Raw genomic sequence first — 26,912 nt, 5'->3', positions numbered from 1 at the left:
CGACGTGATCTGGGGCGAGGGTGTAACTTTCAGCCGCCCGCCGCAGGTGTCCTGTCACCCCGGCGTCCGGCCCTTCGGCGCTTTCGGGCCGCGTCGTTCCCGTTCCTCCGCCCGGGGATCAGGCATCCCCGGAGGAGTGATCGTCCGGCTCGCGAGGACGGCGTCGCGGAAGGGTAAACGGGGAATGAAGGAAAGCTCCAAAATGTTCCACGAAAGTGGAGTTTATTGACGCAACCGTCAAGGTGAACGTAAGGTCCGGACAACACCTGATACCTCCACACAGATGCCCTGACCTCGGAGAACACCCCACGGAGCGTTCATGAAGCGACTAGTAGCGGCAGCGGTCTCCCTCTGCTTCGCCGCCGTCACCGCGGCCTGCGGCGGTGGCGCGGACGGCGCCGACAGCTCCGCCTCCGTGGGGAGCGCCGTCTTCACCACGATCGACGCACTCAAGCCGGGCATCGACGCGAACGCGCCGATCAACCCGTACAACCCGAAGGGCAACACCTTCCGCGGGTACAACGCCGAGTGGCTCGGGTGGACCAAGAACCACCTGACGGACCCGGACCGGTTCTATCCGGGTGTCGCGAAGAGCTGGCAGATCGCCCCGGACCGATCCTCGATCACCATCAGGCTCCACCCGGACGGAAAGTGGTCCGACGGCAGGCCGATCACCGCGGAGGACGTGAAGTTCTCCATCGGCCTGGCCTACACCCAGGGCGGCACCGCCTACGCCCTCGACCCCTCCGCGGCCGGTACGGCCTCCAACATCAAGATCGTGGACGACAAGACGATCAAGATTACTCAGACGGCGGAGAACCCGAGTTCCGCCTTCGTCCGCGGCGTGATGGAGACCGTCATCGTCCCCAAGCACGTCTGGGGCAGTGTGCTGCCCGCCGACTTCTGGGAGAGGCTGAAGGTCGCGCAGAGCGACGCCCCCGGAGCCGAGGCGGCCCGGGCCGGGATCACCAGCCTCGCGGAGAAGGTCATCGCCTTCGCCCCGGCCCAGGACGTCTCCGCAGGGCCGTTCGTCCTGAAGCGGGTCAACCCGGGTGAGGCGTTGCTGGTCAAGAACAGGTACTTCCACAACGCGGCCAACGTCGCCGCCGACCAGGTGCGCATCCTCAACTACACGGGCAACGAGCAGGTCTGGAACTACCTGGTCGCCGGCAGGCTGGACAGCGCGCCGTTCACCGCGGTCCCGGCCGGGGTGATGAGGCGCATCGTCCAGACCCAGGGCAACGCCGTGGTCAGGGGTTACTCGCCGGTCAGCGAGGCGCTGGCGTTCAACCAGTCCAGGAGGCCCTACGACAACGTGCACGTCCGCCGGGCGCTGGCATACCTGATCGACCGCGAGCAGGTCACCAAGGTCGCCTCCCCCGAGGGCGGCACCGCCTCGGTCACCACCTCGGGCCTGCACCAGGAGGCCGCGAAGGCGTGGCTGGGTGACGGCTTCGCCGCACTGGAGCCGTACCGGACCGACCCGGCCAGGGCCGAGCGGGAGCTGCGGGCCGCGGGCATGAAGAAGAAGGACGGCAGGTGGACGATGCCGGACGGCAGCCCGTGGAAGATGACCATCAACGTGCCCGCGTCCTTCTCCGACTGGCTGGCCGGCGCGAAGGCCGTCACCAGTCAGCTCAACGACGCCGGCATCGAGGCCGAGGTCATCACCAGCGCCGACTACCCGCTCTACCTGGAGGAGATGGCGGCGGGCAAGTACGACCTCGGCTTCTGGCTGGTGGCACTCGGACCCGCCCCGTACAACATCTACCAGCGCCTGTACGGAGCCCAGAACGGCTGGCAGCTCTTCGGCGGCAAACTCACGCACGTCGCCCCCGGCACCAAGGGCAACTGGATGGGCGGTGCCGAGACCGTCGACCTCGCGGGCGAGGGCAGGATCAACCTCGGAGAGCTGACGGTCAAGCTGAACTCCGCACCCGAGGCGGAGCAGAAGAAGATCGTCTCAACCCTCGCCAGGGCCGCCAACCAGGATCTTCCGGTGATCCAGCTGTGGGACTACGTCAACACGCAGGTGGTGAACACCACGCGCTTCAGTGGATTCCCCGGTGACGACAGCGACGCGCTGCGCCTCACCTCGGGAGTCTGGCTCCAACTCGGCATGGTCAAGAGGAAGTAGCGACATATGACGGTCATCGCACGCCGCCTCGCGGGCCATCTCGCCCGGGGGTTCGCCATGATCCTGGTGGTCACCACGATCAGCTTCGTGATCATCAGAAGCATCCCCGGCGACCCCATGCGGGCTCGCTACGAGAAGCTGGTCGAGCAGGGCATGTCGCCCGACCAGGCCGAGCGCGCCACCGCCGCGTTGTACGGCTTCATGCCGAAGGGCACCCTGTGGGAGCAGTACGCCGACTACATGAGGGGACTGCTCCACCTCGACCTCGGCCAGTCGCTGAGCGTCCCCGGCGCGGAGGTCACCACACTGCTCGCCTCCGCGGCCACCTGGACGATCCTGCCGGTCCTCGTCGGCACCCTGCTCAGCTTCGCGGTCGGCATCATCATGGGCGTCTACGCGGCGATCAAGCGCTCCAGCAAGCTGGGGGACGTCCTGGCGGTCTCCGGCTCGCTCCTGCACGGCCTGCCGCAGTACGTCCTCGCGTTGCTGCTGAGCGCGGTCTTCACCACCCTGCTGCCGATCTTCCCCACCGGAGGCACGGCCGACGTCACACTGGAGCCGGGTCTCAACGCCGCCTACATCGGCTCGCTGATCCAGTACGCCACGATGCCGGTCCTGACCTACGCGCTGGCCGGCTACGGAGGCTGGATCCTGGCGATGAAGTCCAGCGTGGTCACCGTGCTGGGCGACGACTTCATCATGGCCGCCGAGCTGCGCGGTTTGAAGCGTGGCCTCATCTTCCGCTACGTGGCGCGCAACGCCATCCTGCCGCTCTTCACCATCCTGGCCCTCTCGCTGGGCCTGCTGTTCGGCGGTGCGATCTTCATCGAGCGGATCTTCACCTACCCGGGGCTGGGTCTGCTGCTGCTCAACAGCATCACCGACCGCGACTACACGTTGATGGGCGGGGCCTTCCTGCTGATCACCGTGGCGATCGTCATCGCCAACATCGTGGCCGACATGCTCTACACCGCGATCGACCCACGGGTCCGTTCCGGACAGGAGGCTTCATGAACCGGCGAATCACAACAGCCGACAGGCGCCGCGTCCGCGCCGGGCGGCCGGTAGGGGAGATCGCATGACCGCGCAGGTCATCGCCGGAGGCGACGCCCGCGCGACGCTGCGACGCAACTTCCGGCGCGGCGTCTGGCGGGTCCTGCGGCGCAAGCCCAGCCGGATGGTGGGTGTGGTCATCCTGGGCGTGTTCACCTTCATGGGCGTCTTCGGGCCGATGCTCTACCCCGAGCGGCTGCCGCGCGACGACAACGCGCTCTACGCCGCGCCCAGCTGGGCGCACCCCTTCGGCACCGACTTCGAGGGCACGGACGTGCTCGCCCTGGTGATCACCGGGGCCCGGTACGTCCTGCTGACGGCCCTGGTCACCGCGGTCATCACGGTCGCCCTGGGCACCGCCGTCGGGCTGTTCGCCGGGTTCAGGCGTGGGCGCTGGGACGCCGTGCTCATGCGGATCACCGACATGAAGCTGACCATCCCCGCGCTCCCGCTGCTGCTGGTCCTGTCGACGGTCTGGAAGTTCACCAGCGCGATCGAGATGGGCCTGGTGCTCGGGTTGCTCGGCTGGGGAGGGGTGGCGCGCGCCGTACGGGCGCAGACCCTCTCGCTGCGCGAGCGCGGCTTCGTCGAGGCGGCCAGGGGACTCGGCCTGTCCACCAGGCACATCATCGGCAGGGAACTGCTGCCCAGCATGGCCCCCTTCATCGCGATGAACACGCTCATCGCGGTGACCGGCGCGGTGTACGCGCAGGTGGGCCTGTTCTTCCTGGGAGTCCTGCCGTTCGACGCCAACAACTGGGGGGTCATGCTCAACCTCGCGGTGTTCGGCGGCGGCGCGCTGACGACGACCACCGCGCTGCCGTACATGCTGGCGCCGCTGCTGGCGATCCTGCTGCTCACCCTGGGCATCGTCCTCGTCGTCGACGCCATGGACGAGATCTTCAACCCCCGGCTGCGGGAGGAGTGACCGATGTTCGTACCTGCTGAGAAGGTGTCCATGACACTGGGCGAGCGGCTGTCCGCGGCCGTGGGCGTCCGGGGCGACCGGAGTGTCGAGGCCGCCCGGAACACCGGCGCCGCCGAGGGCACCCGTGACGCGCGGAGGAGCGGGCCGCCGGGAGTGCGGATCAGGGACCTGTCCGTCGTCTACCGGACGGCCGCGGGAGAGTTGCCCGCCGTATCCGGGATCGACCTGGATCTCCCACCCGGGACGATCACCGGGGTGGTCGGCGAGTCCGGGTCGGGCAAGTCCACCCTGGCGCTGTCACTGCTCAACGCGGTCCAGCCGCCCGGCAGGATCAGGTCGGGCAGCGTGGAGATCGACGGTCTCGGCGACGTCACCCGGTTGCGGGGTGAGAACCTGCGCAAGGCGAGGGGCCGGCACATCGGATACGTCTTCCAAGCCGCCCAGAACTCCCTCAACCCGCTCAAGACCGTCGGCAAGCAACTGCTCGACCTGGGGCGCTCGCACGAGATCCGGGACCTGCGAGGGCTGGTCAGGGACGCCAAGGACCTGCTCGGCCGGATGGGCATGGACGGCGCGCGCGTGCTCGACTCCCACCAGCACGAGCTGTCGGGAGGGATGCGCCAGCGGGTCGGCATCATGTTCGCGCTGGTCCTCAACGCCCACCTCGTCGTGCTGGACGAGCCCACCACCGCACTCGACATGATCACTCAGGCCACCATCCTGCGGATCGTCAGGGAGGTCCACGAGGAGCGCGGGCTCACCACGTTCATCATCACCCACGACCTCGGTGTGGTGGCCGAGATCGCGGACCGGCTGGCCATCATGTACGGCGGGCGGGTGGTGGAGCAGGGGCCGACCACCGAGGTGCTCGGCGCGCCTCGCCACCCCTACACCCAGGGCCTGATCCGGGCCATCCCCCGTCTGGTCGGCGACCTCGGGGAGGCCAGGGCACTACCCGGCCGCCCGCCGACGCTTGGGACCGTTCCCTCGCGGGGATGCGTCTTCAGGGAACGCTGCGACCTGCGCATGGACGTCTGTGAGACCGAGGAGCCGCCCGCCGTCCCGTACGGCGAGTGGATCGTGGCCTGCCACGCCGTCGCCGCCCGCGACGCGGAGACCAGGGAGGAGAAGGAGTGATCACGGGGCAGCACATCACGAAGACCTTCAGGCAACGAGGAAGCGTGCTCGCCGGACGGGAGGTGAAGGCGCTGCGCGGCGTCGACTTCGCCATCCCGAAGGGCGGGGCGGCGTCGTTCATCGGAGAGTCCGGTTGCGGCAAGACGACGCTCGGACGGATCATCGCCGGGCTGGAGAGTCACGACTCCGGAGAGATCATCATCGACGGCACGCCCATGTCGTCGCTGCGCCCGCGGCAGCGTGAGCCGTACTTCCGCCGCATCCAGCTCATCCACCAGGACCCGTACTCGGCGCTCAACCCGACCCGTACCGTGCACCAGACGCTGGACGCGCCGCTGTCGCTGCGGGCGGGGCAGACCGGCCGTTCCCGGTCATGGGTGGACGGGCGTGCCAGGGAACTGCTGGAACTGGTCGGTCTCGACCCCGGCTACGTGCTTCCCCGCTACCCCCACCAGCTCTCCGGCGGCATGCGCCAGCGGGTCGTCATCGCCAGGGCGCTCACCGTCGACCCCGAGATGCTCGTCGCCGACGAGGCCGTCTCCATGATCGACGTGTCACTGCGGCTCGGCATCCTCGCCCTGCTCAAGGACCTGCGCGAGAGCCTCGGGGTGAGCGTGCTCTTCATCACCCACGACGTGGCGACCGCCCGCTACATCGGCGACGACGGCGAGCTGTACGTCATCTACCGGGGGCAGGTCGTCGAGCGCGGCCATGTCGAGACGATCATCTCCGACCCCGTGCACCCGTACACCCAGTCGCTGCTGTCGGCCATCCCGGTGCTGCACGGTCTGGAACGGCCGGGCGAGCAGCGGGTGACGCCGGCCGGGGCGCTCGACGAGAGCCGCCACGACGCGGGCTGCCTGTTCGCCCGGCGCTGCCCGTTCAGCACCGGCCGTTGCGAGTCCGAGCAGCCGGTGCTCGGTCACGGTGGGGACACGCCCCAGGAGCACGCCTGCTTCCACCCCACCCCCCGCGACGTCGTCGCCATGCCGATCGGCCGGTCGTGAACCCGCTGGGGAGCGGTCGCGGGACGCACGAGGCGTCCGGGATTCGTGAGGCCGACGCGGCCGACGCGGCGGCGCTCGCCGGGATCGCCGAGTCCGCGCTCACCCTGGACGCCGGGGAGGCGGCGAGCCTGGTCGCCCGGCTCGCCGAGCCGCCCGGGTGCCGGCGCTGGACGGCGCTGGTGACGCGCGGCCTCGACGGCGTGGTGTTCGCCTCCATGTCGGCGCGTGACCCGTACGCGGGCCACGTCGACCTGCTCGCCGTGCGTCCCGAGGCCCGGGGGGCGGGGCTCGGCCGGGCGCTGGTCGCCGCGGCCGAAGACTGGCTGCGCGGCCAGGGGGCGACCGAGGCCCGCCTCGCGGGCAACCCGCCCGCCTACGCCTGGCCCGGCATCGACGTGCGCTACACCGAGGCGGCCTGCCTGGCCGAGAGCCTCGGCTACGAACGCTACAGCGTGGCCTGGAACATGACCGTCGACCTCGCCGGCGACCTGTCCGTCGACGCCGACCTCGCGCGGCTGGCGGACCTGGGGGTCACCGTGCACGCCGCCGCCCCCGGGAACCGCGCCGCGGTGTCGGCCTTCGCCAGGGAGCAGTGGAACGGCAACTGGGCGTGGGAGGCGGAGCAGGCCGCCGGCTGTCACTACGCCGTGGGGGAGGGGAGGCTCCTCGGTTTCGCGGCATGGGGGGCCAGGCCCACCTGGTTCGGTCCGATGGGCACCACGCCGGCCGCCCGGGGCCTGGGCGTCGGCCGCGTGCTCCTGCGCCGCTGCCTCGCCGAGCAGCGGGCCGCCGGCATGTCGAGTGCCCAGATCGGCTGGGTGGGGCCGCTGCACTTCTACGCCCGGGCGGTCGGTGCGCACGCCGAGCGGGTCTTCTGGCTTTACCGCCGTGGTCTGCGGTGACGGCCCCGGTCCGGCGTATGCCCACAACGCCCTCATTGTCAGAAGACCATTTATTTGACGGTAGCGAGACAGGAACTCCGATGACATTGGACGCCATGAGTGATCCGCTTTCCATGCTTTCCACCGAACAGAGCGATCCTCGCTACAACCGGATCGACCTGCTCTCGACCGAGCAGGTGGCCCGGTTGATGAACACCGCGGACAGCACGGTGCCCGCGGCGGTGGCCGCGTCGATCCCGGAGATCTCGGCCGCGATCGACGCGGTCGTCGCCCGGATGAAGGCCGGTGGCCGCCTGTTCTACGTGGGCGCGGGGACGTCGGGCCGACTGGCCGTGCTGGACGCCTCCGAGTGCCCGCCGACCTTCGGCACCGATCCCGAACTCGTACAGGGGGTCATCGCGGGTGGTTCCCCCGCGCTGACCCGTTCCGTCGAGGGCGCCGAGGACGACCAGCAGGGGGGAGCGGGCGCCATCGCCGAGAGGGGCGTGGGCGCGCTCGACTCGGTGGTGGGCATCTCCGCCAGCGGCCGCGCGCCCTTCGTGCTCGGCGCGCTCGCCGAGGCGAGCCGCCGCGGCGCGCTGACCGTGGGGCTGTCGTGCAACGTGGCGACCCCGCTGTCGGCGGCCGCGCTGCACCCCATCGAGGTGGTCGTCGGCCCGGAGGTGGTGACCGGTTCCACCAGGCTCAAGGCGGGGACCGCACAGAAGCTGGTCCTCAACATGATCTCCACGATCGCGATGGTCAGGCTGGGCCGTACCTACGGCAACACCATGATCGAAGTATCGGCGATGAACTCCAAACTGGCCGACCGTGCGGCCCGGATGGTCAGCGACATCACCGGGGCCGCCCTGCCGGTCTCCCGCTCCGCGCTGGAGGCGGCCGAGTGGCACGTGAAGGTCGCGGTGCTGATGATCGAGCACGGCCTTGACGCCGACGGCGCGCGGGTCCTGCTGGAGCGGCACGACGACCGGTTGGAGGCGGCACTGGAGGCGGCGGGGCGGATCCAGGGTGCCTGAGCCCCCGGCGGCCCCTCCCGACGAAGGGGGCGGGCTGGCCGAGATCCTGGGTGCGGCGGTGCCGCGCGTCTGCTCGGCGGCGGTGGCCGCGATCGCCGTCGGCGGTGTCACGGTGGCCGCCGCGGCCGTGGGGGAGACCGTACGCTACTCGTCGGCCTCGGAGGAACTCGCTACCGACCGGCCGCCCGCCAGGCACGACTCGATCTTCGACCTCGCCTCGGTCACCAAGCTCTTCACGACCGCCGTCATCCTGTCGCTGGTCGAGGAGGGCCGCCTCGGCCTGGACGAGCCCGTCACCGCCTGGCTGCCCGCCTGTTACGGCGGCGCCCCCGAGGTCACCCTGCGGCATCTGCTCACTCACACGGCGGGCCTGCCGCCGAGCCGCAGGGCCCACGAGGAGATTCCCGGCGACGGTCCCGAGGTCCACGCCAGGCGGATGGAGCGGATCCTCTCGACACCGCCGATCGGACCCGCGGGCGGGCGTTACCTCTACTCCGACGTTGGGCTGATCACGGCGGGCCGGGTGGCGGAGATCGCCGGGCGGGCACCCCTGGACGAGCTCACCCGCGCCCGGGTCACCGGTCCGCTGGGCCTGTCCGACACCGGCTACCGTCCGGCCGCGGCCCTGCTGCCCAGGGCCGTCGCCACCGAGCACAAACCGGAACGCCCGGGGCCGGGGTGCGTGCGCGGCGAGGTCCACGACGAGACCGCGCACGGCCTGGGCGGGGTCGCCGGGCACGCCGGGATCTTCTCCACCGCCGGTGATCTCCTGCGTTTCGCCGAGACGCTGCGCACCGGAGGCGTGCCGGTCCTGCGCCCCGCCACGGTCGCCGAGGTCACCCGCGACCACGGCGTCGAGGGCGCGGACTTCCGTCACGGCCTGGGCGTGCGCATCGGCGATCCCGCGATCGTCGGCCCGCTCACCGACGCCTACGGCCACTCCGGCTTCACCGGAACCTCGCTCGTCGTCGACCCCGGACGCGCTCTCACCGTCGTCCTGCTGACCAACAACGTTCATCCGTCACGCGGCCGCGCGGGCATCCGCGACCTGCGCCACGCCGTCGCCGCCGAGGCCCTGCGCCTGTCCTGAACCCGCGCCGCGTCCGCGATCGCGGCCGGCGCGGGGCCTCGCGTGATCTCGCCGGTGAGCGCGTCGAGCGGCCCGGCGTGCTACCTGCTCCGGCGGCGGTGGTCGGCTCTGAACCCGTCGATGGCGTCCCTGGTGGCCCGCAGCGCGGCGTCCGAGGTCTCGAAGGTGCGCTGCGCGATGCCGACGAAGATGCAGTCGACGATCAGGAGCTGGCTGATCCGGCTGGCCAGCGCCCCCGGGCGGAAGACCGTCTCCCGGCCGGCCGAGACCAGGACGTGGTCGGTGAGCTCGGCCAGGGAGGAGCGCGGGTTGTTGGTGATGGCCACCGTGGTCGCACCCGCCCGCTGCGCGACGCGCAGCGGCGCGAGCACGTCGGGGGTCTCGCCGGTGCAGCTCACCACCACCGCGACGTCGTCCGCCCGTCCCAGTGCCGCGCTGGTCAGCGCCAGGTGCGCGTCGGTGAAGGCGTGGGCGGGCAGGCCGATCCGCATCAGTTTCTGCGCCATGTCGGCCGCCACGAGCCCGGAGGCGCCCACCCCGTAGACGTCGATCTTGCGTGCTGCGATCAGTGCCTCCACCACCGCGCCCAGCCGGTCGGGGTTGAGCTGCGCCGCGGTGTCGGCCAGCGCCTCCGCCTCGGCCCTGGCCACCTTCGCGATCACGTCGGTCAGCGGGTCGTCCGGGCCGAGGTCGCCGGGGACCAGCCGTTCGGGCTGGTCCCTGGCCACCGCTGCGGCCAGCGCGAAGCGCAGCTGGGAGTATCCGGCGAAGCCCAGGGCCCTGGCGGTGCGCACGATCGTGGCCTCGCTCGTCCCGGAGACCGCGCTGAACTCGGTGATGGTGCTGCGGGCCACCATGCCGGGATCGTCGAGTATGAGGCGGGCGATGGCCTGGGCCGCCGGGGTGAGCGAGGGCAGGACGGCCCTCACCGTGGCCACCAGGTTCACGGGGGTGGGGCCGTCGAGGACGTTCATCAAATCTCCTTGAGCCTGGAGACCCCGAGCTCTGGTTCTGGGGAGGGAAGGTGGCGCGGTGCCGCATGGTTCCGTGGGGTGTTCGGCGGCGGCGATAACCAAGCTACCGAAGCATGACGTGTGGTGCTTTCGCCGTCGGATCGGCGGAGAGGTGGAACGCCGGTGGGGGAGACGCGGGAACCGGCCGGCTCAGGCAGGGCGGACGGTTGCCGGTGAGAGGCGGGATCTCCTGGTCGCGGTCGTGGGGAGGAGATCAATGAGCGCCTTCCGGGGCAGTGGTCAGCCAGTGGGCGACGGCGCGGGCCGAGGCTCGGGAGATGCCGTTGGTGGTCACGTACACGGCTCCGGCAGGCTCGCCGGGCACTCCGGTCTCGACCACGATGGCGTCGGGGCGCAGCGTGACGGCCCGTGCCAGCAGGTCCCTGACCCAGGGATGGCGCCAGGCGTCGTGTACCACCAGGACCAGCGGGCGCCCCCCGTCTCCGGAGCCGGACAGCTCGGGCAGCTCGGGTGTCTCCACGGTGACGATGTGCCCGGTGGTGCCCGGCATCAGCTCGGTGAAGGCGCCGATGAGGCCGGTGGGCGTACCCGGTTCGACCGCCTGGCTCAGCCGGGGAGCGATGTCGACGACCAGCGGTGGTCCGGAGAGCGCCGGTGGGGTGCCGATCACGCGCATGGCCGCGAGGGCCGTCCTCAGGCCGAGCTCCTCGTCTCCCGGGCCCTCCCCGTCCCGCGCCCGCGCGGCGCTCTGGGCCGCTCGAGCCGCCACGGCGCCGCTCGCGGCGTACCAGCCGGACAGGGCCAGCACGCGCGAGGCCGCTTCGGCCAGCCGCTCCTCGGGGAGCCTGCCTTCCCGTACGGCGTCCACGATGGCGTCGCGCAGCTCGTGGACGTTCTCACCGCCGGGGGCGGAGATGCCCGCGCAGATCGCGTCGGCCCCCGCCAGCAGGGCGCGGACCGCGATCTCTCCAGGCGGGTGCAGGGCGGCGACGGCGCGCATCTCGATGGCGTCGGTGACGATCATGCCGTCGAAGCCCATCTCCTCGCGGAGCAGCCCGGTCATGATCCGCCGGCTCAGCGTCGCGGGGTTGTCCGGATCGAGGGCGGGGACCAGCAGGTGCCCGCACATGATGGCCCGTACTCCGGCTGCCACCGCGGCCCGGAAGGGCGGCAGGTCGCGCTTGGCGAGGAGCTCCAGGGAGGCGTGCACGGTCGGCAGGGCATGGTGGGAGTCGGTGTGGGTGTCGCCGTGACCGGGGAAGTGCTTGGCGCAGGCGGCGACCCCGGCGTCCTGAAGTCCCAGGATCCAGGCCGCGGTGTGCCTGGAGACCAGCTCTGGGTCCGGGCCGAAGGAACGGACGCCGATCACCGGGTTGGCGGGGTTGGCGTTGACGTCGGCCACCGGGGCGTAGTCGAGGGTGATGTCGGCCGCGGCGAGGAGACGGCCGATCTCCTGGGCGACCAGCCGGGTCTGCTCGACGTCGTCGCCCACCCCCAGCGCCCGGTTACCCGGCCACGAACTGCCCCTCACGGCCTGCAGGCGGGTGACCGACCCGCCCTCCTCGTCCACCGCGACCACCACGGCGGGATTCTCCGCGCGCAGCCGGGCGACGAGCTCGGCCGTGTGGGCGGGGCCGGTGAGGTTCCTGGCGAACAGCACGGTCCCGCCGAGGCCCTCCTCGCCGAGCGCGCGGCGCAGCCAGTCGGGAGGCTCGGTGCCGTCGAAGCCCGGCTGGAGGACGGTCATGGCCAGCCGGGCCAGGTCGGGGCTGCGGTGGGGCATGAGGTCACCTTCTTGGTCGGGGAGGCGTCTTCGGACAGGTCGGCGGCGGGAGGCGTCCCAGAGCAGGTTACCCATTGATGACACTTTTCTTCATAACGAATGTCTTGAGAGTAATTTTTTATCATTCCCCTGATCGAGATCCGCGCTGCCGGATCCGCGGCCGTCGGGCACGCCTCGCCGGTGTGCGGGGCCACCAGATCCGATCAGTCGTTCGTGGCGCCACCGCGTCCGAAGGTCCGGGGAGAGAAGGGTGGCACACGACCGGGGCGGCTCGAACGGCAGGGTTCCTTGACGCGGCCAGGTTCCCCACGTACTCCGGTGATCCCCGGCTCGCTCTTGACCTCCATCGCGGTTGAGGTCCCATCCTGGGGTGAGGACTTCCGAGGAAAGAGGATCGCCGTGAGCGAGGATCTGGTCGACTTCTGGTTCGATCCCGGCTGCCCCTGGGCGTGGATCACCTCCCGCTGGATCGTAGAGGTGGGCAAGGTGCGTCCCATCACGGTCAGCTGGCGGGAGATGAGCCTGGCGGTGCTCAACGAGGAACAGGAGATGTCCGAGGAGTACCGCGAGATCGTCGAACTCGGCCGGGGCACCATCCGGGTCTTCGCCGCGACGCGCGAGGCGGCGGGGAACGTCGCCGTCGGTGACCTCTACACCGCGCTCGGCACCCGCTACCACGGTGCGGACGGCCTGTTCCGGCGGTCCCGCGAGGCCGTCGCCGACGGTGGCCTCACCGGCTGGCGGGCCGCGATGGAGGGGCTGGCGCCGGTGATCGCCGCCGCGCTGGCCGACGTCGGGTTGCCCGCCGGGCTTCTCGCCGCGAGAACCGACCCCGGTTGGGACGACGCGATCCACGCCTCGCACGCCCTGGTGCCGGCCGGGAAGCGGAACCAGTCGCTGATCGGCGTCCCGACCATCTCGGTGAACGGGCACGCCGGGCAGTTCGGCCCCGTCATCAGCGAGATCCCGGTCGGTGAGCGGGCCGGGCGGCTCTGGGACGCGTTCAAGGTGCTCGCCACCGAGGAGGCGTTCTTCGAGCTCAAGCGGGTCACGGACCGGGCGGATCCCCGCACCTTCCCGGAGGCCCCCTAGCGCGGGAGGGGGTCTCTCCCCCCGCGCCCTCGCCGCCCTTTGTGGAGAAATGGGCTGTTCTTTCGTGAACGACATACCTCATCGCGTTCGTTGCCCCTGCCTGCGGGCAGGCCCCCGAGTGTGATGGAACGTGAGGTTCGCCGGTGCCGCGCCGCCGAGGTGCGTGGCAGGCACGGCTTCGCCGGTCTCTCCGTCGTGGACGGTTCCCTTGGCAGGTCCCCCGTGTGAGCTCCACCTGAACGCTCCCCGCCGGGGCCTTGGAGCAGGCGGCCGGCGTGCGCTACGAAGGGATGGGGAGGGAGGCCACCGTGGGTAAATCCGGCCAGGAGGTGGCGCTGCGAGCCCTTGGCGCCGCGTTCGACCTGCACGCCCCGACGGCCCGCCACGGCGTCAGGGCGTTTCCCGAGGGCACGCCGTTCCTGTGGCTGATCGTTCCCGGCGCGGGCGGGGCGACCGTCTTCCTTGACGACCGCCAGTGGATCTGCCTGAGCGAACCCGAGCGGGGCGGGGTGACCGTCCAACTCGTCGCCGGCGGGATCGACGACGACCCCGCCCTCGTCGTGGGCCGGATCATGACCGTCATGGTGCCGGCGCCCCGTCGCAGGGGCCGCCTGTCGCGTGCGCTGGGGGCGGGGCTGCTCGGCATCGTGGGAGGCGCGGGTGTGGGGTTGCTGGCCGCGCTGCTCATGGCCGTCCTCGTCGCCGGCAACGGCTACGTCTCGGACGTGGCCATCAAAGTGGTGTACGTGCTGGCCGCGCTGTTCGGCGTCGGGGCCGGGTGCTGGGTGGCGCTGCGCTGCTGGCGACTGGGGGCGGGGCCGCGCGACCGGGGTCCCCGCAGGCGGGGACCTTAGGAAGGATCATCAGGAGGACCACGCGAAGGAGCGCCCCGGCCGGGCGGCCGACGAGTTCACGGGACGCACCCGGGACTCGGCCGCCCGGCACGTGTTCACCCCGTCATCGTTCGCTCAGGGACGCCGATACCAGGTCGCGTGCCTCCCGCTGGACCTGTGCCAGGTGCTCGGTTCCCCTGAAGGACTCGGCGTAGATCTTGTACACGTCCTCGGTGCCCGAGGGACGGGCGGCGAACCAGGCGTTCTCGGTGGAGACCTTGAGCCCGCCGATGGCGGCGCCGTTGCCGGGGGCGGAGGTGAGCACCTGCGTGATCGCCTCCCCGGCGAGGGTGTCGGCGGTGACCTGCTCGGCCGAGAGCCTGGCGAGCACCGCCTTCTCCTGCCGGGTCGCGGGGGCGTCGACGCGGGCGTAGGCGGGGTCGCCGAACCTGGCCACCAGGTCGGTGTAGTGCTCGCTCGGCGAACGGCCGGTGGTCGCGATGATCTCCGAGGCGAGCAGCGCCAGGATCAGACCGTCCTTGTCGGTGGTCCATACCTCGCCGTCGCGCCGCAGGAACGAGGCCCCGGCGCTCTCCTCACCGCCGAAGCCCAGCGAGCCGTCCAGCAGGCCCGGGACGAACCACTTGAACCCGACGGGGACCTCCACCAGCCGCCTGCCCTCCGCGGCGGCCACCAGGTCGATCATCCGGCTGCTCACCAGCGTCTTGCCGACTCCGGCGTCCGCGGGCCAGCCGGGCCGGTGGGAGTAGAGATAGGAGATGGCCACGGCGAGGTAGTGGTTGGGGTTCATCAGACCGGCGTCGGGGGTCACGATGCCGTGCCGGTCGGCGTCGGCGTCGTTGCCGGTGGAGACGTCGAAGGCGCCGCGACCGGTGATGAGCGAGGCCATCGCGTACGGTGACGAGCAGTCCATCCGGATCTTGCCGTCCCAGTCCAGCGTCATGAACCGCCACGTCGGATCGGTCTGCGGGTTGATCACCGTCAGGTCCAGCCGGTGCCGTTCGGCGATCTCCCCCCAGTAGGCGACGCTCGCCCCGCCCAGCGGGTCGGCGCCGATGCGCACCCCCGCCTCCCGGACGGCGTCAAGGTCGAGCACCGAGGGCAGGTCGTCCACGTAATGACCGAGGAAGTCGTAGCGGCCGGTCGTGTCGGCGGCCAGCGCCCTGATGTACGGGAGCCGCCTGACCTCTTTCATCCCTCCGGCGATCAGCGCGTTGGCCCGGTCCTGGATCCACGTGGTGGCGTCGGTGTCCGCCGGGCCGCCGTGCGGCGGGTTGTACTTGAAGCCGCCGTCGCCGGGCGGGTTGTGCGAGGGGGTCACCACCACGCCGTCGGCGCGGCCCGCGTTGCGTTTCCGGTTGTGGGTCAGGATCGCGTGGGAGACCGCCGGTGTCGGGGTGTAGCCGTCCCGGCTGTCGATCATGGCCGTCACCCCGTTGGCCGCGAAGACCTCCAATGCGGAGACCCTGGCCGGTTCCGACAGCGCGTGGCTGTCGGCACCGAGGAACAGCGGGCCGTCGACGCCCTGGGCGGCCCGGTACTCCACGATGGCCTGGCTGGTCGCGAGGATGTGGTCCTCGTTGAACGCGACGTTCAGCGAGGAGCCCCGGTGTCCCGACGTCCCGAACGCCACCCGCTGGCCGACCTCGCCCGGATCGGGGTGCAGCGCGTAGTAGGACGTCACCAGGCGCGCCACATCGACCAGATCGGACGGCTCAGCGGACTGACCCGCGCGTTCGTGCGTCATCACAGTCTCCTCATGTCACTCCTGAGCTAACCGTATCCACTTGTCAGCTTCTCGGCCGTAAACGACCGAGCTTGCAGTTCCTCGCCGTCGATGGCTTCGACGGTCCGGTCCGCGTCAGGCAGCGTGACTCACTGCCCAGCCCGTCTCACCGCGTGCGGCGATGTTACGGGCTGCGTTGACGTCCGCGTGCTCAGCGAAGCCGCACGACGTACACGAGAAAGAGGCTTGATCGAGCCGGTTCTTGCGGTCCACATGCCCACACGACGAGCACTGCTGGGAGGTGAAGGCCGGATTGACGTAGACGACAGCGACCCCGGCCCGGGCCGCCTTGTAGCCGAGGAAGCCACCCAGCTGGTGAAAGCTCCAGGAATGCAGCGTGACCCGCTGGGGCTTGCGAAGCCGTACCCGGTCCCGGATGCCCTGGAGGTCTTCCAGGGCGATGCCGGAGCCGGTGCGTTCTGCCTCGGTCACGATCTGCTTGGCGATGACATGATTGGTGTTGGCGGCGAACCGCGCTTCTTTGCGGCGGCGCTGCTTGAGCAACCGCTTGGCGGACTTGGTGCGCCTGGCCTGCAAGCGTCGGCGTAGCTCGCGCCGGCGGTGCCTGACCGCGTTCAAAGCCCTGCCACAATGACGGGCTCCGTCGCTGGTGGTGGCGATGTTGACGATGCCCAGATCCACTCCCAGGAAGGCCTCCGGGTCCTTGACACGGGGGGCGGGCATGTCGCAGGTCGCGATCAGGAACCACATGCCGTCCCGGTAGGCCAGATCGAACTCGCCCTTGCGGTGTGCCGACAGGGTCTTGAGCTGTTCGGCGGACGCGGTGAACCTCAGGTTCTTCAGCCTCCCGGCCACCGACCAGATCGACACCGTCCGCGCGTCGATCTGCCAGGACAGGCAGCGGTCGTCGAATGGCTGGGCGGCTTCGGCGCGGAAGACGATCGGCGTGGATTCGGCCCGTACCCGGCGGGCAGAGCCCGCCTTGCCCAGGTTCCCGGCTCGGATATTGGCATGCAGGGTGGCGTAGGCGTCGGCGACCTTCTTGATGACGTGCTGCGCGGCCTGGGCGGCCAGCCCGTACCCGCCCAAAGTGGCCCTGTCGGTCCTGGTCAACTCCCTCAAGGGCGTCTCGGCCCGGCTCCTGCGCAAAGAGTTCGGCCCGCACGTGCGTCAATACCTGTGGGGCGGGCACTTGTGGTCCCCGTCCTACTTCGCCGCCTCCTGCGGCGCCCCACTGTCGATCGTCAAGGAGTACATCGAAAACCAGAAACGGCCGGACTGATCCGCTCACATGAACCGGCCGTCACGGCACCGCTCGGGCCTGGAGGCCCTCACGCGCTGTCGTTTCCTCCCGGGCGTAAACGCCCGGGGTTCCACGCCAGATTCCGCTGAATCGGACAGTTTTCGCAAGCTGTCCGGCCGGTGTGCCGGGCCGGTGCCCCGTACTCCCCACGCATCGTTGACAACGTTGTCAGTGGCGTCGTACCTTCAGCCTGTTTGCCCGGCCATTGGGGGAACGTACTCTTTGTTCTATTGATCACCGGAGGATCCCCTTGTGTAGCCACGTGGTGCTCCCGGTGGCCACCTTCCGTCCCCCCGCGCACCGGCGTGCCCGCGAGGTCGGCCAGTGACCGCCCTCGCGATCGACATCGGCGGCACCAAGTTCGCCGCCGCGCTGGTCAGGCCGGACGGCACCATGGTCCGCAGGGTGGAACTGCCGGTCGGCCGCGACCCCGCCGCTACGCTGGCCTCGTTGGTCCGCGACGTCGGCGGCGGTACCGGCCCAGGGGGTCTGAGCGGGGTCGGCATCGGGTCCGCCGGCCCCCTTGACGCCGTGGCCGGCACGGTCAGCCCGGTGAACATCCCCTCCTGGCGTGACTTCCCGCTGGTCGGCACGGTGCGCGAACTCCTGCCAGGGCTCCCTGTCACGCTCGCCGGAGACGCGCAGTGCATGGCGCTGGGGGAGTGGTGGCGGGGCGGGCGCGGCTCGCGCTCCCGGGCACTGCTGGGCATCGTGGTCTCCACCGGGGTGGGCGGCGGGCTGGTTCTGGGCGGGGTGCCGTACCTGGGACCGACAGGAAACGCCGGGCACATCGGGCACATCTCCGTGGACCGGGGCGGTGAGCTCTGCCCCTGCGGGGCGACCGGCTGCCTGGAGACGATCGCCAGCGGTCCCGGCATGGTCCGCTGGGCGCTGGCGAACGGCTGGGGCGACCCCGGTATCCCGACGGACGCCCGCACGCTCTCGGCCGACGCCGCGCGCGGGGTCCCCATGGCCCAGCTGGCCTTCCAGCGGGCCGCCGACGCGCTCGCCGTGGCGATCCTCAGCACGGCGGCGCTCTTCGACATCGACGACGTCGTCATCGGGGGCGGCGTCTCCGGGGCGGGCGAGATCCTGCTCGCCCCGCTGCGCCAGGCGGTAGCCAAGCAGGCGGGCCTCGGCTTCCTGCACCGCCTGAACGTCGAGCGCACCCGTCTGGAACGCGACGCCGGCCTGTACGGCGCCGCGGCACTGGTCCTCAAGGAGAGCCGATGAGCCCAATCGCCGTCCAGTTGTACTCCGTGCGCGAACAGGCGGCCGTCGACCGCCGCGCCGTGCTGCGCCGCATCGCCGAGATGGGGTACGGCGCGGTCGAACCGTACGACGCGCATCTCGACCCGGATGGGCTCCGCGAGGAGCTGGAGGAGACCGGGCTCGCGGTGTGCAGTGTGCACGCCCCGCTGCTCGACGAGCGGCGCGCGACGGCGCTGGCCGCCGCCGCGGCCATCGGTGCCCCGATCGTCATCGTGCCCGCCGCCCCCGCCGAGTGGTTCGCCGGCAGACAGGAGCTGGAGCAGGCGGCCAGGACCATCGGCGAGGTGGCCAGGGAGGCGGCGGACCACGGCCTGCGGCTCGGCTACCACAACCACTGGTGGGAGCTGGAGCAGCGGGTGGAGGGCCGTCCCGCGCTGGAGGTGCTGGCCGACCTGCTGGACCCCTCGGTACTGCTGGAGGTCGATCTCTACTGGGCGGCGGCCGGCGGGGTCGACCCCTCGGGGCTGCTGGCCCGGCTGGGTGAGCGGGTGAGCCACCTGCACGTCAAGGACGGACCCGCCACCCTCCATGGCCCGATGACCGCGGTCGGCTCGGGCGAGGTGCCCATCGTGGACGCGCTGAACACCGCTCCGGGCGCGGTGCGGATCGTGGAGCTCGACCACTGTGCCACCGACATGCTCCAGGCGCTGGCCGACAGCCACGCCTACCTGACCGGTCTCGTCGCCGCCGGGCGGGTGAGCTCGTGACCGGACCGCTCGGAGTGGCGATCGTCGGCTGCGGGAACATCAGCCACCAGTACCTGGGCAACCTCGCCTCCTTCCCCGGCGTGCGGGTGGTGGCGTGCGCCGACCTCGACCGGGAACGTGCCGAAGAGATCGCGGCGCGCTACGGCGTGCCGGTGGCGGCCGCGCCGGAGGAAGCGATCTCGCACCCCGACGTGGAGTTGGTGATCAACCTCACGGTCCCGTCCGCGCACGCGGAGGTGGCGCTCGCCGCCGTTCTGGCCGGGAGGCACGTCTACAACGAGAAGCCGTTCACGGTGGACAGAGAGTCCGGGGCGGAACTGGTCGAGGCCGCCGCGTCGGCGGGGGTGCTCCTGGGCAGCGCCCCCGACACCTTTCTGGGCGCGGGGCTGCAGACCGCGGCCCGGCTCGTGGCCGAGGGGGTCATCGGCACGCCGCTCACCGCCCTGACCCTGTTCCAGAGTCCGGGTCCCGAGTCGTGGCATCCCAGCCCCGAGTTCTTCTTCCAGCCGGGAGCCGGGCCGCTGTTCGACATGGGCCCCTACTACCTGACGGCACTGGTGACCCTGTTCGGCCCGGCGGAGCGGGTGGCCGCCGTCGGCCGCAGGGCCAGGGACGAGCGGGTCATCGGCTCAGGTCCCAGGGCCGGCACACGTTTTCCCGCGGTGGTTCCCACCCACACGACCGCGCTGCTGGAGTTCGCCGCGGGACAGGCGGCCACGATGATCTTCAGCTTCGACTCGCCGCTCCGCCGCGCCGGGTTCATCGAGATCACCGGCACCGAGGCGACCATGCGGGTACCCGATCCCAACACGTTCGGCGGCGAGGTACGACTGCGCCGGACCGGCGACGAGGAATGGGTACCGGCTCCCACGACGGGCACCGAGGCCGGTCGTGGTCTGGGCGTGCTCGACATGGCCCAGGCCATCCGGGAGGGAAGGCCGCATCGCGCCACCGGCGAGCTGGGCCTGCACGTCCTCGACACGATGATCGCCGTCGCGGAGTCCGCGGAGCGGGCCGAGTTCGTGAAGATCGCCAGCACCTGCCCGGTGCCCGCACCGCTGCCCGAAGGGTGGGATCCGGCCGAGATCCGTTTCGGCTGATCTCCGGACGGCCGCGCCCGAACGGTCAGGGGTTGCGGTCGGCGGGGGTGACGGCCTCGGGGCCGTCCTCGGGCGACTCCGCCAGACGGGCACGGAGGCGGGTGCGGATCTCGTCGGGGGTGTAGGCCTGCCGTCGGCGCTCGGCTCGTACGATCACCACTCCCGTGGCCGCGACACCTGCGACACCTGCCAGACCGAGTACCTTCCACCATCGCATATGCCTACGCTAGCGGAATGTCCGGTAAGAGCATCAGCCTCGATGAGGCAGTCAACCTGACCCGCACCGGCGACGTATGGCTGTTCCGCGGCCGAACGGTGCCCGATCGAGCCATCCAGACCGTGACGAACAGCCCGGTGAACCACGTCGGAATGTCGGTGGTCATCGAGGACATGCCTCCCATGATGTGGCACGCCGAGTTGGGCCGGTCCCTGCCCGACCTGTGGTCGGGGACCAACCAGCGCGGCGTGCAGCTGCACGACCTGCAGGAGGCGGTCACGGTCTGGGCCACCAGATACGGCCAGCGTGGCTGGCTGAGGCAGCTGGAGCCGCAGGTCACCCGTGAGATGGAGGACGCCGTTCTGCGTACCGTCGCCCGGTTGGACGGCACGCCGTTCCCGTCGACGGCCAGGCTCGCCGGTCGCTGGGCGAAGGGGCGGGTGCCCAGGATCTTCAAGCGGGGCACCGGGGAGAGCGCCCTGGAGAGTGCCTACTGCGCCGAGGTCGTCGCGGTCACCTACGAGGCGATGGGGCTCCTGCCCGGCGGCCGCAGGCCGAACTGGTACGACCCCGGCCGGTTCTGGAGTGGTGACGACCTTGAGCTGACCGGTGGTTTCCGGCTCGGCGGAGAGATCACCGTGAATCTGGGGTAGGCCCGTGCCCGAAGGCCGCCAGGGTCCTGGACGCCGGCCGCCCTGGCCTCCGGCCGGCAGGATGGCCGGTGCCGTCCTGGCCGGCCCGGAACAATGCTCAGGCCAGCCGGGCGGGGAAGCCTCCCGTGGCGATCGGGCCCCAGCGCTCGGGGGTGAGACGCAGCAGCGACTTGCCCTGCCGGGTCATGGCCGCGCGGTAATCCTCCCAGTCGGGATGCTCGCCGGAGATCGACCGGTAGTAGTCGACCAGCGGTTCGAGGGCGTCGGGCAGGTCGAGGACCTCGGCCGCGCAGTCCACCTGCACCCAGGGGCCGTCGAAGTCGTCCGACAGGACCACGACGCTCACCCGGGGGTCGCGGCGGGCGTTCGAGGCCTTGGCGCGCTCGGGATAGGTGGACACCACGATGCGGCCCTCGGCGTCGACGCCGCAGGTCACCGGGGACGCCTGTGGCCTGCCGTCGCGCCGCGTCGTGATGACCAGCGCGCGATGGCGATCACGGAGGAAATCCAGAAGCCGGTCGTGTGAGACGACCTCGTTGGTCGCGGTCTTTGGGCTCATCCCTCCACTGTACGGGGATAGGGCGCGCCTGAATTAACGCTCTGCCGGGTGGAAAATGGCTCTCTTTCTCGGGAGATATGTGGTCAAGAGTCTTCTAATGGGGCATTTAGCATCAAATCTCAGGGAATTGATCTCCAATACAGCACATGAGTGGCTCGGGAACCGGCCGACGGACCCCGGTGGCTCATCCGCCCAATCAAGGAGATAACCGTGAAGCAGAAGTCTCTTCTGGCATCGGCTCTGACCGTGCTCGCCCTGTCCGCCGTCCCCGCCGCGCAGGCGGTCGCCGCCCCCGCGCGCATCACCTCTCCCACGCCGGTCCCGACGGACATGGCCTCCAGCCCGCCGATGGAGAGCGCCGCGCCCACGGAATCCATGATGCCCGGTGAGAGCGGATCGCCCGAGCCTTCGGGCGTGATGACGGAGCCGTTCGGCCCCGGCTGCGCGTCCCTGCCCACCAGCGGGGCGGGAAGTCCCAGCGAGATGGCGACACAGCCGGTCGCCACCGCCATCGCCTCCAGCCCCGACCTGTCCATGCTGTCCAAGGCGATCGAGCAGGCCGGTCTGACCGAGAAGCTCAACTCCGCCAAGGACATCACGGTGTTCGCGCCCACCAACGCCGCGTTCGACAAGATCCCGAAGGAGAAGCTCGACAAGCTCCTGGGCGACAAGGAGAAGCTGACCAAGCTCCTGGGCTACCACGTCGTCGAGGGGAAGAAGACTCCGCAGGACCTCGCGGAGGGCGAGCTGACCACGATGGAAGGGGGCACGCTGAAGGTCAAGGGTTCCGGTGAGGACTACACGGTCAACGACGCCAAGGTCGTCTGCGGCGACATCCAGACCTCCAACGCCGTCGTCTACCTCGTCGACGGGGTGCTCAAGCCCAAGTGACCTCAGTGGCCGAAAGGACCACGACCGACTCGCCAGGCCACGCCGTGATCCGGGGCCGACGGAGGGGGCGTCCGCGAGGGCGCCCCTCACCCGCCCCCTTCCGTTCCTCGGCTTCACCCGAGCTCGTCCCTCGTCTCACCGCTTTCCGCCTCGTACCCGCCCGCCGCTCACTCCGGGTCCGTCCCGTGCGTCTTTCGGCCATGCCCGCCTCGCGCCCACCTCGTGTGACTAGCACCCCGATCCTCGGGTAACTGGCGACCACACGGTGGGAAGGCGGAGGGCATGGGCATCAAGGACAGCTTCGGGCCGAGGGCGCGGAGGTTGCGGACGGTGGCCCGCAAGGTCTTCGGCTGGCGAGACCTGCGGCCGGGACAGCTTGAGGCCATGCGTCACCTGCTGGACGGCGGCGACGCACTCGTGGTCATGCCCACCGGCAGCGGCAAATCGGCCGTCTACCAGGTACCCGCACTGCTGCTCGACGGTCCCACCGTGGTCGTCTCACCGCTGATCGCCCTGCAGCGCGACCAGGTCGCCGGGCTGGCCGAGGCCGACGCGGGAGGGGCGGTCGCGGTCAACTCCACCCAGTCCGGCGGCGAGGCGTCCCTGGAGGCGGTACGCGCGGGCACCACCGAGTTCGTGTTCCTCTCACCCGAGCAACTCGCCAAACCGGAGACGGTCGAGCGGCTGCGCGCCGCGCGCCCCTCGCTGATCGCCGTCGACGAGGCGCACTGCGTGTCGGCCTGGGGCCACGACTTCCGGCCCGACTACCTGAGGCTGGGACAGGTCATCGAGCGGCTCGGTCACCCTCCGGTGGTGGCGCTGACCGCCACGGCCGCCCCGGCGGTGCGCGAGGAGATCGTCGCGGCCCTCGGGCTGAGGAACGTCCGCCAGGTCGTGCGAGGCTTCGACCGGCCCAACATCGACCTGGAGGTGCGCCGTTTCGTTACCCAGGAGGACCTGAGGCGGGCGCTGGTGGAGGACGCCGCGTCCCGCTCAGGGCTCGGGCTGGTCTACGTCGCCACCCGCCGCGCCGCCGAGGAGTACGCCACCGCGCTGCGCGAGGCCGGTCGCAGGGCCGAGCCGTACCACGCGGGGGTGAAGGCGGCCGAGCGTCACAGGATCCACGAGATGTTCCGTGACGACGAGCTGGACGTCGTCGTGGCGACCTCCGCGTTCGGCATGGGCATCGACAAGCCGGACGTGCGGTTCGTACTGCACGCCTCCCCGCCGGAGTCGCCGGACTCCTACTACCAGGAGATCGGCCGCGCCGGGCGGGACGGCGAGCGCGCCGCCGCGGTGCTGTTCTACCGTCCGGAGGATCTGGGGCTGCGTAGGTTCTTCGCCGGGGGGCGGGCCGACGAGGAACTCCTGCTGCGGGTCGCGACGCTGGTCCACGAGCACGGCGGCACCGTACCCGCCGGGGAACTGCGCGACCTTCTCGACATCGGCGCCACCCGGCTCACCCGGGTGGTCAACCTGCTGGAGCGGGCGAACGCGATCGAGGTCACCGGGGAGGGTGACCTGCGCCCGGCACCCGGCGGGCCCGCGCCCGAGGCGGCCACGGCGCGCGCCGTCGAGCTGGACGACACCCGCCGCCGCATCGACGACTCGCGGATCGACATGATGCGCGCGTACGCGGAGACCACGGGCTGCCGCCGCCGGTTCCTGCTGGAGTACTTCGGTGAGCCGCGCGAGCGCACCTGCGGGGCATGCGACACCTGCAGGGCCGGTGTCCCCGACGAGTCCGAGGCCAAGGCGGAGGGGCCCTTCGAGATGCACGCCAAGGTGCGGCACAGCGCCTGGGGTGCGGGGGTGGTGATGAGCAGGGAGAGCGACCGGATCACCGTACTGTTCGACGAGGTCGGCTACAAGACGCTCTCCCTGGAGGCCGTCGAGCGCGAGGACCTTCTGGCCACGGGCTGACTTCTGGCCGGGTGCTCCGATCGGCCCGGCCGCGTGGGTCATGACGGCCGACGACCGAGGGCGAAAGGCCGTTGGTGGGTCAGCCCTCGGTCTTGCGGGCCACCCCGCCCATCGTCCACGTCTTCTCCCGGCCCTGCGTCGCCAGCGGGTTGTCGGGGCGCCAGTGGCGGACGTAGACCAGGCCGGGCTCGACCAACTCCAGCCCGTCGAAGAAGCGCAGCACCTGGTCACTGCGCCGGGAGGCGTCCTCGCGGCGGCTGAGGACCTTCCGGTAGATGTCGACCAGCGGACCCGCCGCCTCCGGGCGCATGTCGAAGACGACGTGGCCGATGGCGAAGTGGCTGCCCGTGGGCACCGCGTCACGCAGGATCGCCACGTTCTTGTACGGGTCGTCCTCGTCGGGGATGAACTGCAGGGCCGACAGGATCAGGACCGCCACCGGCAGGTCCAGGTCGATCAGGCGCCGCAGCTCGGGATCGTTGAGCAATTCGCGGGGGTGCAGCACGTCACCCTCGACGATGGTGGTGTGGGAGTTGGTGGCCGACATGGCGCGGGCGTGGGAGAGCACGACCGGGTCGGTGGCGACGTAGACCACGCGGGTGTCCGGCGCGATCGCCTGGGCCACCTGGTGGACGTTGTTGCGGGTGGGCAGCCCGGAACCGAGGACGACGAACTGGGTCATGCCCTGCTCGATGAGATAGCTCGTCACCCGGCGGAGGAAGGCCTGAGCCTCCTGGGCCATGGTCCTGATCTCCGGAGCGATGGCGAGCACTTCCTCGGCGGCCCTACGGTCGGCGGCGAAGTTGTCCTTGCCCCCCAGGAAGTAGTCGTTCATCCTGGCGAGGTTGGGCACGCTCGTGTTCAGGCCGGCCGCCGGTCGCCGGTCGGCATCGCTCATCTGTAATCTCCTCTGCTGCCTCTGACGCCCTCTCCGGCCGAGTCCGGTGACACCCGACTGTCATGGGGTGGGTAACGATCGAGGGGCCAAGCTGTTTTTCCGGGGCAGTCTATTCCTTACGGCCTACTCCGCCGACGACCCAGACGGCGTCCGGCCGGTGGGGCGCCGCGCCCTCCGGCCGCCACTGGGGAATGTAGACGAGGCCCGGCTCGACGGGTTTCAACCCATCGAGGAAAGGCTCGACCTCGGCTATGGTCCGCAGGTTCGCGCGGCGGGGACCGGTGATCGACCCGCGGTCCTGAAAGAGGTCGGCGAGCTTCGCGGTTCTCTCGGGGCACAGGTCCGAGACAGCGTGGGAAATGGCCATGTAGCTGCCCGGGGCCATGGCCCTCCTCAGGGTGGCGGTGACCCGCGCGGCCTCGGCGTCGTCCGGGAAGTCGGTCAGGAACGAGAAGAGGAGGATCGCCACGGGCCGATCGAGGTCGATCACGCCGGTGAGGCCGGGATGGGCCAGCAGGCCTTCCGGGTCGCGGGCGTCGGCCTCGACGACCGTGGCCCGGCTGTCCTCCTTCAGGAGGGCCCGGGCGTGCACGACGACCATCGGGTCGTTGTCGACGTAGACGACCCGCGCGTCGGGAGCGATGCCGTGCAGGATCTGGTGCACGCTGCCCTGGGTCGGCAGTCCGCAGCCGATGTCGATGAACTGGCGTACGCCGGTCTCGGCGAGAAACCGCACGACGCGGCCGAGAAACCTGCGCCCCTCCACCGACATGGCGGGAAGTTCGGGGGCCAGTTCGAGTGCCACCCGAGCGGCGTCGCGGTCGGCGGCGAAGTTGTCCTTGCCACCCAGGAAGTAGTCGGCTATCCGGCCCGCGTTCGGGATCGTGGGGTCGAACCTGAGGCGCTCAGGTTGCGGCGACGCCATGATGTCCTCCGTCCGGCGGTGCGGCTTTCAGCGGACATTATCGGCCTTCAGGCCCCGAGATGATGGATTTCCGGTCAATAGTCCTTTCTGAGGACGCATCTTCCTGATGCTCGGCTTCCTGCGCTCCGGGTGGGCGCCGTTTCGCCGGTGACGGGCCGTGTCGCGCTCAGTGGCAGGCCTCCAAGTGGCGTCCCCCTCTTCCGGGGAGGGCGAAGGCCGCCCATACCGCCTTGCCGCGGGTCTCCAGCGGAGCCCAGCCCCACATTTCGCTGACACCGTCGACCATCTGTAGCCCCCGGCCGCTCTCCGCCTCGTAGTCGGGCTCGCGCAGGCAGGGCTCCTGGTCGCTGGGGTCGGTGACCGCGCACAGCATCGAGCGCTCGGTGTGGCAGAGGATCACCTTGACCTCGGGGCAGGTCCGGGAGTGCTGGATGTTCCGCGTGCCGTGGCGTACGGCGTTGGTCACGAGTTCGGAGACCACGACACCGGTGTCGTCGATCAGTTGCTCAAGCTCCCAGGCCCTCAGGGCGCCGGCGGTGAACTCACGGGCGGTCCGTGCGGCGTACGGATCGTGGCGAAAGCTGCGTACGGCCATCTGCAGTCGGTTGACGTGGCTCTCGCCGCCGACCCAGGGGGGCAGGCCGCTCGGAGGCAGTAGGCGATCGAGCATCGACAACCACCGTTCCCACCCTCCGATCTCAGCTCGGATGGGTGTGGCTTCATGTCTCTGGTAACCAGTCATCG

25 protein-coding genes and 1 pseudogene are annotated in these 26,912 nt (G+C 70.7%); 17 read left to right on the top strand and 9 right to left on the bottom strand.

The annotated features are described in order from the left end of the window. Nucleotides 1-319: 319 nt before the first annotated feature. From IG98_RS0114660 to IG98_RS0114625, 8 genes are all read left to right on the top strand, one after another. Nucleotides 320-2,137, top strand: coding sequence for an ABC transporter substrate-binding protein (locus IG98_RS0114660; RefSeq protein ID WP_030911558.1), 1,818 nt, complete (start codon nucleotides 320-322; stop codon nucleotides 2,135-2,137). Between the two features lie 6 nt (nucleotides 2,138-2,143). Further along, complete coding sequence (locus tag IG98_RS0114655; RefSeq protein WP_030911556.1) at nucleotides 2,144-3,151, top strand: ABC transporter permease; 1,008 nt, start codon at nucleotides 2,144-2,146, stop codon at nucleotides 3,149-3,151. Nucleotides 3,152-3,215: 64 nt separating this feature from the next. Further along, on the top strand, nucleotides 3,216-4,118 hold the full coding sequence (locus IG98_RS0114650) for an ABC transporter permease (protein ID WP_030911554.1): 903 nt from the start codon (nucleotides 3,216-3,218) through the stop codon (nucleotides 4,116-4,118). Between the two features lie 3 nt (nucleotides 4,119-4,121). Further along, nucleotides 4,122-5,255 carry an ABC transporter ATP-binding protein gene (locus IG98_RS0114645; RefSeq protein ID WP_245651558.1) on the top strand — a complete coding sequence of 378 codons (1,134 nt, stop codon included), beginning with the start codon at nucleotides 4,122-4,124 and terminating at the stop codon, nucleotides 5,253-5,255. Next, on the top strand, nucleotides 5,252-6,262 hold the full coding sequence (locus IG98_RS0114640) for an ABC transporter ATP-binding protein (protein ID WP_030911550.1): 1,011 nt from the start codon (nucleotides 5,252-5,254) through the stop codon (nucleotides 6,260-6,262). Before IG98_RS0114645 ends, IG98_RS0114640 begins: the two co-directional genes overlap by 4 nt. Next, nucleotides 6,259-7,164: a GNAT family N-acetyltransferase gene (locus tag IG98_RS0114635; protein ID WP_245651557.1), complete on the top strand. Its 906-nt coding sequence runs from the start codon at nucleotides 6,259-6,261 to the stop codon at nucleotides 7,162-7,164. Before IG98_RS0114640 ends, IG98_RS0114635 begins: the two co-directional genes overlap by 4 nt. Nucleotides 7,165-7,259: 95 nt before the next feature. Beyond that, complete coding sequence (gene murQ, locus IG98_RS0114630) at nucleotides 7,260-8,180, top strand: N-acetylmuramic acid 6-phosphate etherase (RefSeq protein WP_030911546.1); 921 nt, start codon at nucleotides 7,260-7,262, stop codon at nucleotides 8,178-8,180. Then, entirely contained in the window at nucleotides 8,173-9,270 is a 1,098-nt protein-coding gene (locus IG98_RS0114625) for a serine hydrolase domain-containing protein (protein WP_245651556.1), read from the top strand. Before murQ ends, IG98_RS0114625 begins: the two co-directional genes overlap by 8 nt. Before the next feature lie 80 nt (nucleotides 9,271-9,350). Here the strand turns inward: IG98_RS0114625 and IG98_RS0114620 are convergent, their stop codons facing one another. Continuing rightward, entirely contained in the window at nucleotides 9,351-10,244 is an 894-nt protein-coding gene (locus tag IG98_RS0114620) for a MurR/RpiR family transcriptional regulator (protein WP_030911542.1), read from the bottom strand. A gap of 253 nt (nucleotides 10,245-10,497) precedes the next feature. Further along, nucleotides 10,498-12,027 (bottom strand): glycoside hydrolase family 3 protein, encoded by a 1,530-nt coding sequence (locus tag IG98_RS0114615; RefSeq protein WP_030911539.1) that lies wholly within the window; start codon nucleotides 12,025-12,027, stop codon nucleotides 10,498-10,500. A gap of 399 nt (nucleotides 12,028-12,426) precedes the next feature. Here IG98_RS0114615 and IG98_RS0114610 point away from each other — a divergent pair, with 399 nt between their 5' ends. Then, entirely contained in the window at nucleotides 12,427-13,119 is a 693-nt protein-coding gene (locus IG98_RS0114610; protein WP_030911536.1) for a mycothiol-dependent nitroreductase Rv2466c family protein, read from the top strand. A 308-nt stretch (nucleotides 13,120-13,427) separates the two neighbouring features. Continuing rightward, complete coding sequence (locus IG98_RS0114605) at nucleotides 13,428-13,973, top strand: hypothetical protein (RefSeq protein ID WP_157594323.1); 546 nt, start codon at nucleotides 13,428-13,430, stop codon at nucleotides 13,971-13,973. A gap of 103 nt (nucleotides 13,974-14,076) precedes the next feature. Here the strand turns inward: IG98_RS0114605 and pgm are convergent, their stop codons facing one another. Both pgm and IG98_RS0114595 read right to left on the bottom strand, forming a co-directional pair. After that, on the bottom strand, nucleotides 14,077-15,720 hold the full coding sequence (gene pgm / locus IG98_RS0114600) for a phosphoglucomutase (alpha-D-glucose-1,6-bisphosphate-dependent) (RefSeq protein ID WP_030911530.1): 1,644 nt from the start codon (nucleotides 15,718-15,720) through the stop codon (nucleotides 14,077-14,079). Between the two features lie 114 nt (nucleotides 15,721-15,834). Continuing rightward, nucleotides 15,835-16,833 (bottom strand): RNA-guided endonuclease InsQ/TnpB family protein, encoded by a 999-nt coding sequence (locus tag IG98_RS0114595; protein WP_342666825.1) that lies wholly within the window; start codon nucleotides 16,831-16,833, stop codon nucleotides 15,835-15,837. On the opposite strand from IG98_RS0114595, the pseudogene tnpA reads away from it, so the two are divergent. The 4 genes and pseudogenes from tnpA to IG98_RS0114575 all read left to right on the top strand — a co-directional run. Further along, a pseudogene (tnpA, locus tag IG98_RS0114590) lies at nucleotides 16,799-17,002 on the top strand (IS200/IS605 family transposase); the annotation flags it as partial. The gene IG98_RS0114595 and the pseudogene tnpA sit on opposite strands and share 35 nt — an antisense overlap. Before the next feature lie 345 nt (nucleotides 17,003-17,347). Next, nucleotides 17,348-18,256, top strand: coding sequence for an ROK family protein (locus IG98_RS0114585; RefSeq protein WP_030911525.1), 909 nt, complete (start codon nucleotides 17,348-17,350; stop codon nucleotides 18,254-18,256). Further along, entirely contained in the window at nucleotides 18,253-19,002 is a 750-nt protein-coding gene (locus IG98_RS0114580; protein WP_030911522.1) for a sugar phosphate isomerase/epimerase family protein, read from the top strand. The genes IG98_RS0114585 and IG98_RS0114580 overlap by 4 nt, the downstream gene beginning before the upstream one ends. Beyond that, nucleotides 18,999-20,102, top strand: coding sequence for a Gfo/Idh/MocA family protein (locus IG98_RS0114575; protein ID WP_030911519.1), 1,104 nt, complete (start codon nucleotides 18,999-19,001; stop codon nucleotides 20,100-20,102). Before IG98_RS0114580 ends, IG98_RS0114575 begins: the two co-directional genes overlap by 4 nt. Nucleotides 20,103-20,127: 25 nt before the next feature. Here IG98_RS0114575 and IG98_RS0114570 read toward each other — a convergent pair whose 3' ends face one another. Beyond that, nucleotides 20,128-20,319 carry a hypothetical protein gene (locus tag IG98_RS0114570; protein ID WP_030911517.1) on the bottom strand — a complete coding sequence of 64 codons (192 nt, stop codon included), beginning with the start codon at nucleotides 20,317-20,319 and terminating at the stop codon, nucleotides 20,128-20,130. 17 nt (nucleotides 20,320-20,336) lie between these two features. Between IG98_RS0114570 and IG98_RS0114565 the strand changes: the two genes are divergently transcribed. After that, a complete protein-coding gene (locus tag IG98_RS0114565; protein ID WP_030911515.1) occupies nucleotides 20,337-20,972 on the top strand; it encodes a hypothetical protein in 636 nt (211 codons plus the stop codon). 97 nt (nucleotides 20,973-21,069) lie between these two features. Here the strand turns inward: IG98_RS0114565 and IG98_RS0114560 are convergent, their stop codons facing one another. Beyond that, nucleotides 21,070-21,531, bottom strand: a complete 462-nt coding sequence (locus IG98_RS0114560) for a PPOX class F420-dependent oxidoreductase (RefSeq protein ID WP_030911512.1) — start codon at nucleotides 21,529-21,531, stop codon at nucleotides 21,070-21,072. A gap of 210 nt (nucleotides 21,532-21,741) precedes the next feature. On the opposite strand from IG98_RS0114560, the gene IG98_RS0114555 reads away from it, so the two are divergent. After that, entirely contained in the window at nucleotides 21,742-22,422 is a 681-nt protein-coding gene (locus IG98_RS0114555; RefSeq protein ID WP_030911509.1) for a fasciclin domain-containing protein, read from the top strand. A gap of 282 nt (nucleotides 22,423-22,704) precedes the next feature. Continuing rightward, nucleotides 22,705-24,345: a RecQ family ATP-dependent DNA helicase gene (locus IG98_RS0114550; protein ID WP_030911506.1), complete on the top strand. Its 1,641-nt coding sequence runs from the start codon at nucleotides 22,705-22,707 to the stop codon at nucleotides 24,343-24,345. A gap of 79 nt (nucleotides 24,346-24,424) precedes the next feature. On the opposite strand, the gene IG98_RS0114545 is transcribed toward IG98_RS0114550, so the two are convergent. The 3 genes from IG98_RS0114545 to IG98_RS44860 form a co-directional block, all read right to left on the bottom strand. Next, nucleotides 24,425-25,243 carry an SAM-dependent methyltransferase gene (locus IG98_RS0114545; protein ID WP_030911503.1) on the bottom strand — a complete coding sequence of 273 codons (819 nt, stop codon included), beginning with the start codon at nucleotides 25,241-25,243 and terminating at the stop codon, nucleotides 24,425-24,427. Nucleotides 25,244-25,352: 109 nt separating this feature from the next. Further along, on the bottom strand, nucleotides 25,353-26,168 hold the full coding sequence (locus IG98_RS0114540; RefSeq protein WP_030911501.1) for an SAM-dependent methyltransferase: 816 nt from the start codon (nucleotides 26,166-26,168) through the stop codon (nucleotides 25,353-25,355). 166 nt (nucleotides 26,169-26,334) lie between these two features. Next, entirely contained in the window at nucleotides 26,335-26,838 is a 504-nt protein-coding gene (locus IG98_RS44860; RefSeq protein WP_051752083.1) for an ATP-binding protein, read from the bottom strand. Nucleotides 26,839-26,912: the final 74 nt, after the last annotated feature.

The organism is Streptosporangium amethystogenes, from assembly GCF_000721075.1.
Classification (GTDB): Bacteria; Actinomycetota; Actinomycetes; order Streptosporangiales; family Streptosporangiaceae; genus Streptosporangium; species Streptosporangium amethystogenes.
The sequence above is the reverse complement of the archived record's forward strand: the minus strand, read 5'-3'. Positions and strand labels throughout refer to the sequence as shown.

Excerpts from the sequence above, each read along its gene's own strand:
- IG98_RS0114660 (WP_030911558.1), top strand. The coding sequence starts at position 320 with ATGAAGCGACTAGTAGCGGCAGCGGTCTCCCTCTGCTTCGCCGCCGTC.
- IG98_RS0114540 (WP_030911501.1), bottom strand. The coding sequence starts at position 26,168 with ATGGCGTCGCCGCAACCTGAGCGCCTCAGGTTCGACCCCACGATCCCG.
- IG98_RS0114650 (WP_030911554.1), top strand. The coding sequence starts at position 3,216 with ATGACCGCGCAGGTCATCGCCGGAGGCGACGCCCGCGCGACGCTGCGA.
- IG98_RS0114620 (WP_030911542.1), bottom strand. The coding sequence starts at position 10,244 with ATGAACGTCCTCGACGGCCCCACCCCCGTGAACCTGGTGGCCACGGTG.
- IG98_RS0114645 (WP_245651558.1), top strand. The coding sequence starts at position 4,122 with ATGTTCGTACCTGCTGAGAAGGTGTCCATGACACTGGGCGAGCGGCTG.
- IG98_RS0114550 (WP_030911506.1), top strand. The coding sequence starts at position 22,705 with ATGGGCATCAAGGACAGCTTCGGGCCGAGGGCGCGGAGGTTGCGGACG.
- IG98_RS0114580 (WP_030911522.1), top strand. The coding sequence starts at position 18,253 with ATGAGCCCAATCGCCGTCCAGTTGTACTCCGTGCGCGAACAGGCGGCC.
- IG98_RS0114560 (WP_030911512.1), bottom strand. The coding sequence starts at position 21,531 with ATGAGCCCAAAGACCGCGACCAACGAGGTCGTCTCACACGACCGGCTT.
- murQ (WP_030911546.1), top strand. The coding sequence starts at position 7,260 with ATGAGTGATCCGCTTTCCATGCTTTCCACCGAACAGAGCGATCCTCGC.
- IG98_RS0114545 (WP_030911503.1), bottom strand. The coding sequence starts at position 25,243 with ATGAGCGATGCCGACCGGCGACCGGCGGCCGGCCTGAACACGAGCGTG.
- IG98_RS44860 (WP_051752083.1), bottom strand. The coding sequence starts at position 26,838 with ATGCTCGATCGCCTACTGCCTCCGAGCGGCCTGCCCCCCTGGGTCGGC.
- IG98_RS0114570 (WP_030911517.1), bottom strand. The coding sequence starts at position 20,319 with ATGCGATGGTGGAAGGTACTCGGTCTGGCAGGTGTCGCAGGTGTCGCG.
- IG98_RS0114565 (WP_030911515.1), top strand. The coding sequence starts at position 20,337 with ATGTCCGGTAAGAGCATCAGCCTCGATGAGGCAGTCAACCTGACCCGC.
- IG98_RS0114615 (WP_030911539.1), bottom strand. The coding sequence starts at position 12,027 with ATGCCCCACCGCAGCCCCGACCTGGCCCGGCTGGCCATGACCGTCCTC.
- IG98_RS0114655 (WP_030911556.1), top strand. The coding sequence starts at position 2,144 with ATGACGGTCATCGCACGCCGCCTCGCGGGCCATCTCGCCCGGGGGTTC.
- pgm (WP_030911530.1), bottom strand. The coding sequence starts at position 15,720 with ATGACGCACGAACGCGCGGGTCAGTCCGCTGAGCCGTCCGATCTGGTC.